The 11,304-nt window shown below is 45.0% G+C and carries 10 protein-coding genes, 1 pseudogene and 2 riboswitches; of the genes and pseudogenes, 4 read left to right on the top strand and 7 right to left on the bottom strand.

All coding sequences use genetic code 11. From position 1 onward, the window contains the following. Window positions 1–12: 12 nt before the first annotated feature. Window positions 13–336: a helix-turn-helix domain-containing protein gene (locus DCCM_RS03750; RefSeq protein WP_104371120.1), complete on the bottom strand. Its 324-nt coding sequence runs from the start codon at window positions 334–336 to the stop codon at window positions 13–15. A gap of 119 nt (window positions 337–455) precedes the next feature. Then, window positions 456–564, top strand: a riboswitch (cyclic di-GMP riboswitch). A gap of 77 nt (window positions 565–641) precedes the next feature. Between DCCM_RS03750 and DCCM_RS03745 the strand changes: the two genes are divergently transcribed. Genes DCCM_RS03745 through DCCM_RS03735 form a run of 3 tightly spaced genes read left to right on the top strand, consistent with a single transcriptional unit; the run spans window position 642 to window position 2,479 of the window. After that, the gene (locus tag DCCM_RS03745; protein WP_165792008.1) at window positions 642–1,229 is read left to right on the top strand and encodes an HD-GYP domain-containing protein; all 588 of its coding nucleotides are present in this window, start codon (window positions 642–644) and stop codon (window positions 1,227–1,229) included. A 31-nt stretch (window positions 1,230–1,260) separates the two neighbouring features. Beyond that, the gene (locus DCCM_RS03740) at window positions 1,261–1,620 is read left to right on the top strand and encodes a hypothetical protein (protein ID WP_104371119.1); all 360 of its coding nucleotides are present in this window, start codon (window positions 1,261–1,263) and stop codon (window positions 1,618–1,620) included. A gap of 22 nt (window positions 1,621–1,642) precedes the next feature. Next, window positions 1,643–2,479, top strand: coding sequence for a GGDEF domain-containing protein (locus tag DCCM_RS03735; protein WP_104371118.1), 837 nt, complete (start codon window positions 1,643–1,645; stop codon window positions 2,477–2,479). A 49-nt stretch (window positions 2,480–2,528) separates the two neighbouring features. Here DCCM_RS03735 and DCCM_RS03730 read toward each other — a convergent pair whose 3' ends face one another. From DCCM_RS03730 to DCCM_RS03705, 5 genes and pseudogenes are all read right to left on the bottom strand, one after another. Beyond that, the gene (locus DCCM_RS03730; protein WP_104371117.1) at window positions 2,529–5,726 is read right to left on the bottom strand and encodes a PAS domain S-box protein; all 3,198 of its coding nucleotides are present in this window, start codon (window positions 5,724–5,726) and stop codon (window positions 2,529–2,531) included. 220 nt (window positions 5,727–5,946) lie between these two features. Beyond that, on the bottom strand, window positions 5,947–7,233 hold the full coding sequence (bzaB, locus tag DCCM_RS03725) for a B12 lower ligand biosynthesis ThiC-like protein BzaB (RefSeq protein WP_104371116.1): 1,287 nt from the start codon (window positions 7,231–7,233) through the stop codon (window positions 5,947–5,949). Window positions 7,234–7,249: 16 nt separating this feature from the next. After that, window positions 7,250–8,548: a phosphomethylpyrimidine synthase ThiC gene (gene thiC, locus DCCM_RS03720; RefSeq protein ID WP_104371115.1), complete on the bottom strand. Its 1,299-nt coding sequence runs from the start codon at window positions 8,546–8,548 to the stop codon at window positions 7,250–7,252. A 62-nt stretch (window positions 8,549–8,610) separates the two neighbouring features. After that, a riboswitch (cobalamin riboswitch) is annotated at window positions 8,611–8,813 on the bottom strand. A gap of 110 nt (window positions 8,814–8,923) precedes the next feature. After that, a pseudogene (locus DCCM_RS03715) lies at window positions 8,924–9,493 on the bottom strand (protein prkA); the annotation flags it as partial. Window positions 9,494–9,769: 276 nt separating this feature from the next. Next, entirely contained in the window at window positions 9,770–10,093 is a 324-nt protein-coding gene (locus DCCM_RS03705) for a hypothetical protein (RefSeq protein ID WP_104371113.1), read from the bottom strand. A 184-nt stretch (window positions 10,094–10,277) separates the two neighbouring features. Between DCCM_RS03705 and DCCM_RS03700 the strand changes: the two genes are divergently transcribed. Then, complete coding sequence (locus DCCM_RS03700; protein WP_104371112.1) at window positions 10,278–10,982, top strand: helix-turn-helix domain-containing protein; 705 nt, start codon at window positions 10,278–10,280, stop codon at window positions 10,980–10,982. On the opposite strand, the gene DCCM_RS19685 is transcribed toward DCCM_RS03700, so the two are convergent. Next, a complete protein-coding gene (locus DCCM_RS19685) occupies window positions 10,979–11,188 on the bottom strand; it encodes a helix-turn-helix domain-containing protein (protein ID WP_112787732.1) in 210 nt (69 codons plus the stop codon). The two genes, DCCM_RS03700 and DCCM_RS19685, sit on opposite strands and share 4 nt — an antisense overlap. Between the last annotated feature and the right edge of the window lie 116 nt (window positions 11,189–11,304).

The raw sequence follows: 11,304 nt of genomic DNA, 5'->3' as shown, positions 1-11,304 counted from the left end.
GCGTTGGGGACATTACTTATGTGTTTTAATGTAAGAAATTAAAACATCACGCATGAATTCCACGTGCATGTGGCCCATGCTGTTAATCACATTTAACAATTGGGTCATTTCAGAAAAAAGGCCTTTGGATGGTGAATCCACTAATAACATATACGGCTCAACCTCAAGAACAAACGCTATTCTTTCAACAAGTTCAAGAGAAGGGTTTTTCTGGCCTCTTTCAAGGTATCCCCAGTAGGATGAGGTAAAACCTGCGCGTACAGCCAGTTCACCCCGGGAAAAACCCTTTAGCTTTCTGATTGTACGGATATTATCCCCCACAATTTTATTTAACATTGTTTAACACCAACTGACATAAAGTTTGTATATTCGACAAAATAAATATACTGTTAGTTTATTTTTTGTTGAATTTTATACACTAATAGTTTTATAATATTTGATGTATAAATAAGTCTGTTTCACAAAGGCAAACTACCATCGAAAGAGTAGGGCGCAAAGCCATGGGTCTAAAACGGTACTGTGTTATACGCATTCGGTTGCCGTTATGATTGCCAGGTTGCGGTAGAAACAGTGATTTTTCACTGTCAATATACCCCCTTCATTCGATGAACGCCTGCCTGAAAAGTGGGGGTAACATTAAAATGGATATTGAGATGGCAAAATATATTGTGGATATTTTCCCCTCCGACCTGCGTCTACATTCGTATAACGTATGTTACCTGTCCGCAAGACTGGCCGAATACATGGGATACAGCAGGAAAAGCATACAGGAATTGGCAATAGGAGCATTGCTACATGACATAGGCAAGACCAGGATAGAAAAAGAACTGCTAAATAAGCCCGGCAGGTTAACAGAAGAAGAATTTTCCATAATTAAAAAACACACGGTCATCGGTTCGGAGCTGATAAAGAGCATTAAGGGCTACCAGAACATATTGCCAATAATTCTCTATCACCACGAACGGTGGGACGGTAATGGCTACGAGCGCCTGAAAGGAAATGAAATACCGGAAACCGCCCAGATCGTGACAATAGCCGACGCCTTTGACGCCATGACCACCAAAAGGCCCTATCAAAAAGTAAAAACGCTTATTGAAACCCTGCATGATTTGAATAGGAATAAAGGTTCGCAGTTCTCACCGGAAATAGTTGAAAAATTTCAGGCGTGTATCCTTGAGCATTCCAAAAAAGCCACCGGCTATTTGCAATATATTAGCCCTTTTACATAATGTCACAATCAGCTAGCGAGGTAGATATATTATGGAGGACAGCAGCAAAAAGGATCTGAGTAAAAGAAAGGCTGAAATGAGTATTCGCTTTTCTGAATTTGAACTTCCGCCAATGCAAGACATCCTGGTCATAGGCCGGCGCGCGCCCATTGGTCCGGAAGCAGTGAGGAGAATGGTGGATGCTCTTGCCCCCGAGCAATACGAATTAATAACTTTTGAAAATGGCCCGGTTGAGGCAGTGGCAGTCAGGACCGCTCTATTCAATTGGATCTCGAGAAACGTATTATTGGACAACATACTGGAAGAAGCGCTGAAAATTAATATTGAAAAAACTTTGCTCAAAGTAAAAATGGATTTAACCATTTCCATTTTTAAAGAAGTTGATATTTAAACGCGGAGGCTGGCTACATGTTATGTTACAAATAAAAGACTTCATGGTGAACCCGGTTTTAACCATTGGCCCGGGTAAAAGCGTTCTGTACGCGGCGGAATTCATGCAGGAAAAAAACATAGGCGGCCTGCCGGTTGTCGAAGGGAACCAGTTATTGGGCATAATCACTTCCAGAGACATACGCCTTAACCACCCCAACAGAATTGTGGCCGACGCCATGACTAAAAAAGTGATCTGCTGCTCTCCCCTGGATACAACCTGGGATGTGGCCGAATTAATGAAAATACACAGAATAGAACGCCTGCCCGTTGCGGAAAAAGACAGAATCGTGGGCATAATAACAAAAAAACAGATTATTAAATATATAAGCCAGTTAAACGACCACTTGACCGGTTTGTATAATTCCTCTTTTATATACATGCTGGCAAGCAAAATTCTGGAGACGGGAAACGAAATAAGCGTAATTCTGTTTGATATTAATAATTTTGGTGAAATTAATAAATCCTATGGTCACGTCCAGGGTGACAACTGCCTCAAAACCATAGCGGGCATACTTCAAGACCGTGTGGATAATAACTATGATTACGTGTGCAGATATGGAGGCGACGAATTCGTCATCGTAACCTCAAAAAAAATCAAGCAAGCTGAAGAATTAGCAAACGGCATCATCGATAATATCGCCGAAGAAACCCCTAAAACGGGAATTCCGGTTACGGTTTCCGCAGGTATAAGCGGGGGAAAACGTAAATACTCCAGAAATACGGTAAAGCAAAAAAATGTTATTGAAAACCTTATAAATAAAGCCAGCCTGGCGTCAACAAAGGCAAAGACCATGGGATTCAAGTATCTCATAGTATAGAGTCAACCATAAGTGTTATCACCATTAAGGTCAGAGGGAACGAGAACCTTCAGGCCGGGTTTTTATTTCCAAACACTTCAATAAACTTATCAACCAAAAAAGGATCGAACTGTATACCGGCACACCTCTTTAATTCTTCCATAGCCTTTTCCCCGGTTAATGCCCCGCGGTATGGCCGGTCGCTGACCATCGCGTCATAGGCGTCGGCAATGCTCAATATTCTGCACTCCAGAGGAATTTCCCCGCCTGAGATACCAAGTGGATATCCCCTGCCATCCCACCACTCGTGATGTTTCAAAATCCAATCGGCTATGGGGGCCAGATCCGGGGAAGAAAGCGCTATTCTGTGACCTATTTCGCAATGGTGCTTCATTTCCAGAAATTCCTCGGCTGTAAGAAGCCCCGGCTTAAAGAGTATACGGTCGGGAATGCCTACTTTTCCGATATCGTGAAATTGGGCCAGCAGCCGAAGATCGGATATCTTTTGTTCACCAAGTCCCAATACTGTTGCTATGCGGGCTACAATATCCTGAAGCCTGTCGGCGTGACCCTCGGTTATAAAGTCTCTTGCCTCAAGGGCCTTCATCAGGGTGTGTACGATGGCGCTGCGGGCGCTGTGGCTGCTGTGCAGCTTTTCCCTGTACATACTGTTATCCGCGGCTTTAAATAAATCATTTAAGTCCGGAATATTCCTGTCCGCATGGGCGTACCCCACGGAAATACTCAGCTGCATATCCGTATTGGTCATGTTATAATTCATAATACTCTTTTTCAATCTGCATATTGCGTTTTCCACCGCATGCTTCGAGCTGTCAGGAAGCAGTACGGCAAATTCGTCACCGCCTATTCGGGCCACTATATCATCTTTTCTGAAGGAATCCCTAATAGCACCTGCAGCGATAACCAGCAACCTGTCTCCGGCGTCATGGCCCAGAGTATCATTAACAACCTTTAAGCCGTCCACATCACATATTATGATACCCATTGAAGAAAAACGGACTTCTTGCAAGCGGTTCATTTCCTTTTCGAAATATGCTCGATTATTAAGGTTGGTTAGTGAATCATGGTAGCTTAAATATTTTAACCGCTCCTCCGCCTTCTTGCGTTCCATAATGTCTTCCACAATACACACCCCGCCAATGACAGAGTTATGGCCAATTATTATGGGAGCAAATTCCGCCTTAATTAATACATTTTTTTGGGAGATATAAGTAATGTATTCTCCCTCGTAGTGGCTCTGTTCCCCGGCAAGGGCCTTCTTTATGGATTCCACCATTTTATTGCCGGGCAGGTTTAATGTATGAAACCCAACCACCCTGTCCCTTGTTGAACCGATTATTTCAAGAAATTTATCGTTACAATCCGTGACGACTCCCTCTTTATCGAAATGATAAATACCCATGGGGTTGTTTTCAAATAGAAGCCTGAATTTCTCTTCACTCTCCCTGAGCTTCTCTTCAATTTCTTTACGCTCGGTTATATCCCTGGCAATTCCCCTGAAGCCCGCTTTCTCCCCGCTTTTATCCCATATCAGGGAAATATAGGCTTCCAGGTATCTCTTTGCGCCATCCTTTCTTACAATCTGCCAGTCAAACAGCCTGGACGGCTTGCCGGAAACGTACACACCGTTAAATACTTCGAATACTTTAGGCACAATTTCCGGCACGGTATATTTTTTATAATTGCTATGGATTAGCTCGTCTCTGTCAAAACCTGATATGCGGCAGGCTGATTCATTGACAAAAACTATGTTCCCGGTAATATCCACCTCAATGTATCCATCCTCTATGCTATCCAGTATGTTGCGATACCTCTCCTCGCTTCTACGCAGCGCCTTCCGGGCATTTTTAATCTCACTGACATCCACCGCTGAACCTCTTATACCCGTAATTCTGCCGTCGGCCATAATCGGCGCGGTCTGTATAAAAACCGAAATACTCCCGCCGTCCTTGCGCCGGGCCAGGTAATCCCTGCCGCCCAGCACTTCCCCCCTTAAAACCCTGCTAATATTATTTTCAGCCCTCAACCTGTCCCCGGGAGCTATTATGTTGACACCGGCAAATCCACTTTGCAGTTCTTCCCGGGTGTAGCCCAGCAATTTAGATGTATACTTATTTACAAAGGTAATATACCCGCGGCTATCCATCTCGAAAATAGTTATGGGCAAAGTATCCACCAGCTCTTTATACCTGGTCTCGCTTTTCATTAACGCCCGCAGCATTTTATTAATTGAATCCGCGAGAGCGGATAATTCATCCTTGCCGCTGATTTTTACAGGTTCGGAAATGTCACTATAGTTACCTATATCACCTATACGGCGGCTTAAAAAAGTAAGCCTTGATAACACAAGTTTTTCCAGTATCAATATAATTACTGTTCCCAGCACTAAAGCTGTAATCAGTGTGATTGCTATTATGTAGTTGAAAGTGGACAGTCCCCGCTGATATATGTCCCTGTGCAGTTCAGCCCGCAGAATCAAGCCCGGCTTTCCATAAACATCATTTATCAGGGCATATCCATAAACGTTTTCTTCGTTTTGAGGTTTAATATAAAATGGATTTGCGGCGGACAAATGCCTGCCGGCCTCGCTAAAATCGGAAGCACTGCTTATATTTACAAACTCACCTAAGGTTACAGGGGTTTTTGTAATATCCACAATCTTGTCAATAAGGGCGGCATCCAGATAACGGCCCATTATAAGGGTTCCGCATATAGGCCCTTTATACTCGCTTGATACTATCGGCCGCGCAGACATCAGCAGGGGGCCTTCGGGAAGAACAATAATCCCGGTAATGCTGCTGTTAGGGTTTGGGTGCGTCAATAAAATACTACCCTTTGAAAGGTGGTTATTAATTAAGCTTGTGGGCAAGGCCAACTCCCTGTTATTGGCTAAATCGTAGCTTTTCCCATATACCAAATGGCCGGTGGAATCAATAAAAATTATCATATTCAGTTTATTAACCGTATAAGTGGATTCCACCAGATTTGTCTGTATATAACCGGGGTTGCCGTCTTTTATAAACCGGCAGGTATCATCCCAGGCCGCCCAGTCGCCTGTGGTTGCATTTAACGCTGTAAGCTCGTTAGACAAAACATTCCGGACCTGTTCCACGGCATGCCGGGTATCCTGCTCTTCCAATTTCCCGTAACTTTTAAGCAATATGTTATAAGTGGCTATATGAAGGACGGCAATTACGACAACAAATGTCGCACTGATAATAATCAAAGCTTTTTTCCGTAACGGCACTGGTTAATCCTCCATATAGGTGATTTAATTGCCTAATTCAATGGCTTTATATCAGTACGACAAATTTTTAATTTTCCCTTTTTTAAGAAAAGGATGGAATTTTAATAAACAACCCCGGCTTTTGGGACCGGGGTTGTTTATATTCGCATATTCCGTGGATTGTCTTCAGCAGTCTTAACCCGCCTGGGCAAACACGGAAGCTTTGGGGACAACTTTTAGCCTATCTTATGATACCGAAATACCTGGCGGCAATTTCCGCGGTGCAATTGTCGCCACAAAGGGCGCAAGAAATATCGCCGGACTTTTGCGCTTCAAGGGCGGCGGCCGCCCTGGCCGGATCAATGGACATTTTTATCTGTCCCTCTGTATTGCCTGCGGTTCTGGAACAGGCCATTTGAAAATCCTTTTGCCGTGACTGCTCATGGCCCCTGGCTATATTCGCCGCATGGGCGGCGATTCTTGCCGCTATAACCCCTTCCCTGACATCTTCCTCACCGGGCAGGCCAAGGTGTTCCGCAGGCGTTACGTAACAGATGAAGTCGGCCCCGGCGGCGCCGGCTATGGCCCCGCCTATGGCCGATGTTATGTGATCATACCCCGGCGCGATGTCAGTTGCCAGGGTGCCCAGTATAAAATAAGGAGCATTGTCGCACAGCCGCTTCTGCAACAGCATGGTGGTTTCCACATGATGCATGGGCACATGTCCCGGGCCCTCCACCATGACCTGCACTCCGGCAGCTTTAGCCCTGGCCACCAGTTCACCTGCCACTATCATACCCTGCAGCTGGGCGCCGTCAAGGGAATCGGCAGTTGAGCCGGGGCGGATGGCGTCACCAAGGCTCAGTGTCACGTCATATTCTTTTAATATGCCGAGCACCCGGTCAAATTGCTCGTACAAAGGGTTTTCCTTCCGGTTGTGCAGCATCCAGCCCGTCAGGAAGGCCCCGCCCCGGCTGACCACGTCTGTGACTCTCTTTCCGGCCTGAAGACGTTTAATAACATCAAAGTTTAAAGCGCAATGAATTGCCATAAAGTCCACGCCCTCGGCCGCCTGCATTTCAATGGCCCGGAACATGTCTTCGGCAGTCATGGCCACCACTGCGCCTCTTTTATCTATGGCTTCTATCGCAGCCTGATAAATTGGAACACTTCCCACCGGAACCCCGGCCGACTCCAGGGTCTGCTTTCTCATGGCGGCAATATTCCCGCCGGTGCTTAAATCCATTACCGCATCACAGCCCGCGCCTTCAGCAATAGCCAGCTTCCTTTTTTCCATCTCAATGGAGTCCCGGTCACTGGAGGTTCCGATGAGAGCATTCACCTTTACCCTCAAGCCCCGGCCAATTCCGCAAACCTTAATATGTTTTCTTTTAATATTTTTAGGAATTACTATTTCCCCGGAGGCAACCCCGTTCCTGATAATATCAACAGCCACGCTTTCCGCCGCTGCCACCGCTTCCATTTCAACAGTTATTTTTCCCGATTGGGCGGCCTGGATCTGTGTCATATATTTCCCTCCTAATCTAACAATTTTGCCTGGGACTACCCAGATATTCCGACACAACTTTCATTGCGCAATATTTTCCGCACATGGCACAGCCTTCGGAATTACCGTCGCTTCTCTCTTCTCTCAAATAGCGGGCTCTTTCAGGATCGACGGCCAGCCGGATTTGTTTTTCCCAGTCCAGCAGCTTCCTGGCCCTGGATATTTCCAGGTCCCACTCCGCCGCCCCAGGCAAGCCCTTCGCCAGATCTCCGGCGTGTGCCGCAATACGGGCGGCGACAACCCCTTCTCTCACCTGGTTAATGTCAGGAAGGCCAATATGTTCGGAGGCGGTGACATAACATAAAAATTCCGCGCCCGCCCAGGCGGAGACGGCGCCACCGATGGATGCGCTGATATGGTCGTAGCCTGCTGCTATATCGGTAACAACCGGCCCGAAAACAAAGTATGGTGCCCCCTTGCAAAGACTTTTTTGCAGCACAACCGTTGCCTTCAGCTGGTGCAAAGGCACATGGCCCGGTCCTTTAACCATTACCTGCACCCCTGCCTCCCTGGCCCGCCTCACCAGTTCACCCAGAAGCACCAACTCCTGTACCTGGGCGCCGTCAAGGGAGTCGGCGAGACAACCGGGCCTCATGCCGTCAGCCAGGCTAATGGTGACGTCATATTTGCCGGCAATTTCCAGAATTCTGTCAAAACCTGTGTAAAGCGGGTTTTCCATCTGGTTATACAGCATCCAGCCGATCAGGTGCGAGCCTCCGTAGCTAACCAGCGGATCGACCCTGCCGTCCTTCTTGGCCCTTTTTACTATTTCCATGGTTGTGCCGCAATGCAAGGCCAGGAAATCAACCCCGTCAGCGGCGTGGCGTTCAATAACCCCGAATAATTCATCAACTTTCATTTTGGCCGGCGTATTGTATTTTTCTTTCGCCTCGGCCAGCGCCTGGTACAACGGAAGCGTTCCCACCGGCTTTGACGCAGCGGCCAGCACCTGTCGCCGCAATCCATTTATATCGCCGCTGACACTTAAATCCATTATCGCGTTGGTACCGGCATCCAGAGCCGCTTGCACCTTCATCAACTCAGTGGGCACGGAAGCCTGGCTGCCATACAAACCCACACTGGCGCTTACTTTTGTTCTTAAACCCTTGCCGATCCCTTCCACGATGTCACTTTTCCGGTTTGAATTCCTGAGTATAACAATGCTGCCGTCGGCTACTCCTTTACCTACCAGTTCGGGAGCCACTCCCTCCATGGAAGCCACCCGCACCATCCCGGGTGTCAATTCTCCCTTTAAAGCTCTGGTTAACCGTGTCAAGGCCGTCCCCCCCTAAAAAAAATAATCCTCAACCCATAAAGGTTGAGGATTTTTCCATCATCCCCAAGCTAAGTAAAAAGGCAGGTCTCCTGGCTAACGGATCATCGCCTGAGCTCAAACCTTCCCGGGGCAAAACCCCAGTGGCATAAATTGAGCAGGCTCTCCGACTACAGTGGTGGGTCCGCGCCGTTTTAGAACCACACAGCGGGGTTCCCTCCGGCTTCCCTATTCTCCCTGTTCGGGCACCTTAATACTCTACACTTGGCTTTATTCAATTTTCCTAAATATAGTATACTACATCTTTTTATTTTGCCCTTCTTTACAAAAACATTTTTTGAAAATTTTTCTTGCGCCGGCCAGGCCTCATCCGGAATGAATTTTTATCTCCACTATGGCGTTCATTTCCTTGCGGGCAACAGAAATGAAATTCAGCAACCGGTCTTTTTCCTCCTTGTTAACGGAAGCGTGCTGGTCCAGCCCGTCCTTCAAGGCCCTTAAAACGTCCAGCGGGTTGATGCATTTGGTTGTGGTCCGGATCAGGGCGGAGGATAGCCGGTTAATCACATAACGGGGATCGACGCCGCTCATTCCCTCATCCCCGAATTCATTATGCAGTTCGGCCAGATCCTTCTGCTTAAACCCTTCTACATCCTCGCCGTCATAAAGTTTCATTTTTTTGACCACGTCCATGCCCTGCTTCTTACTCTCCTTCAGGCGGGAAAGCACGGAGAATATGCTGGCCACCTTCAGGGCATGCGGGGCTATGTGTATGTCCTTTAAATCACCCTGTTTTATAAGTTTTTCATATATTTTGACTTCTTCAGAGACCTTCAAATTGTAGGGTATTTTCAGAACAATAATCCTTGACTGCAAGGCCTCATTCTTTTTGTTGCTGATAAAGGCCTTGTATTCATTCTCGTTGGTGTGGGCGATGATCATTTCATTGCATGTTTATTCATTATACCAATACATTTGATGCCCTTTGCACCAGCAGGAACAGACTTTACGGCAAGGCATTTAGCCAACGTAATATATAACCTGTCTTCATCCGCAACCGACGGTTTTGTGGTCGGCGGATGTATGGTTATGATACCGAATTTGCCTTTGATTATCAATTGGAATCACCTCAAAACAATATATGAAACAATAGCCTGTCCTGCTGCTTGGGATAACGTGCCAAATACAAAACCCCCAAGAAAACCCTGGAGGCCAAATAAACGCCTAATTCTTTTTACTAAGCTGTTCACGACAAATTTTCTTATTATGTTCAGATATTTTTTCTATATCTGACCTATCGGCTTTTAACCAGCCGCTTTTTGGGGTATATATGGAAACCGTACCCAACAAAATTATATTGTCGATTTCCGAAGGATCAAGAGGCTTCACATCTTTCCACACTTTTTTATATTGCACCAGATTATCTGAAATTTTTCTGGCACGCCCTTTTTTTACTGCGTATTCTGCTGTTTTAGGATCAAGTAGGGCTTTGATTTTTCCTGTCCCATCGGCAGCAAAAACCACTTTTATTACGGGTGGAAAAGACACAGAAATCCCTCCCAAATAATCCCCACATAGTGAGGCCGGTTGTCCGGGCCGGTTCCGGTAAAATTCCTTTATGTCAAATTTATGTATATATTGTCTTAATGTCATATTAATTTAGATTAGGCATAATGTCAATACATATGATATATTGACATTGAGGAATTTTTTAGACAAGGAGTTATATAATATGTCTGAACATCCTAAACAACCGTGTGATTTTGGGATTATTCTGAAGAGTATACGGGAAAGCCGAATGATGACTCAAAAGGACCTTGCTGAACAGGCCGGGATAGCTCAGTCCCATCTAAATAAAATAGAAAAAGGAAACCGAATGCCATCAGATCAGGTTTTGTACAAGCTTGCTGAAGCATTAATGGCACCGGATTTATTTATATCAGCTGGACGTATGATACCAACTAAATTTGAAGAAATGTATCCAAAACCAAAAGGCATAGAACCGGTTGAATACCCAACTTTTTTTAATAATCTAGCTAATTTTTATCATACGACCTATAAAAGTGCTTTTTACAATGAAATGGAAATAGAAGACAAGATTAAGGACCATGAGAGATTAATCGACTCCTTAGAAAAAATACTATTATCATCTAGCGAACATGATACTGAGATTAAAATTTCCACAATGCAAAATATTATAAACAATTATTGTGAAATTGTAAAATATTTTTGGAATTTGAAAGTTGCGGCAATAGATTTAGGCAAGGCACTTGGAAAAAAACAATCAATTGACGAGATTATAAATGAATTCAACAAATATCTAAACACTAACTTAGTTGATTTTTTAGTTCAATTTACAAATCTAAATCCTACTGATGCTGATATTATCGCTGATATAATTCAAACCAGAAAAAACAGACAGAAGGAACCCTCTTAATCTTTTGAGGGTTCCTTAATTTTAGAAGTGATAAAAAATGAATTAAAATCAGTTTCTGAAATACGATAGGTAGACCCAAACTTATAAGCAGGTAAAGTACCCGATGTCACCCATCTATAGACCGTTCTATACGGAACGTTTAATATTTCTGATATTTCTTTAATACCAAGAAATTTTTGATTATTCGGCAATACTTTAGACTGCATACAAAAGTCCATTTAATCACCCTGTAGCGGTTTGCGCTCCCTGGCGGTAAACTAATACCCGCCAATGACGTTTAGCAATGGCCTTGGAATTAACGTCAATGGCGATAGGCCTTCAT

The sequence above is a fragment of the Desulfocucumis palustris genome (assembly GCF_002933875.1).
In the GTDB taxonomy this organism is placed as follows: domain Bacteria; phylum Bacillota; class Desulfotomaculia; order Desulfotomaculales; family Desulfocucumaceae; genus Desulfocucumis; species Desulfocucumis palustris.
This window is presented reverse-complemented; position numbering and strand designations above follow the sequence as displayed.

Excerpts from the sequence above, each read along its gene's own strand:
- bzaB (WP_104371116.1), bottom strand. The coding sequence starts at position 7,233 with ATGACACAGATCCAGGCCGCCCAATCGGGAAAAATAACTGTTGAAATG.
- DCCM_RS03750 (WP_104371120.1), bottom strand. The coding sequence starts at position 336 with ATGTTAAATAAAATTGTGGGGGATAATATCCGTACAATCAGAAAGCTA.
- DCCM_RS19685 (WP_112787732.1), bottom strand. The coding sequence starts at position 11,188 with ATGCAGTCTAAAGTATTGCCGAATAATCAAAAATTTCTTGGTATTAAA.
- DCCM_RS03740 (WP_104371119.1), top strand. The coding sequence starts at position 1,261 with ATGGAGGACAGCAGCAAAAAGGATCTGAGTAAAAGAAAGGCTGAAATG.
- DCCM_RS03700 (WP_104371112.1), top strand. The coding sequence starts at position 10,278 with ATGTCTGAACATCCTAAACAACCGTGTGATTTTGGGATTATTCTGAAG.
- DCCM_RS03735 (WP_104371118.1), top strand. The coding sequence starts at position 1,643 with ATGTTACAAATAAAAGACTTCATGGTGAACCCGGTTTTAACCATTGGC.
- DCCM_RS03745 (WP_165792008.1), top strand. The coding sequence starts at position 642 with ATGGATATTGAGATGGCAAAATATATTGTGGATATTTTCCCCTCCGAC.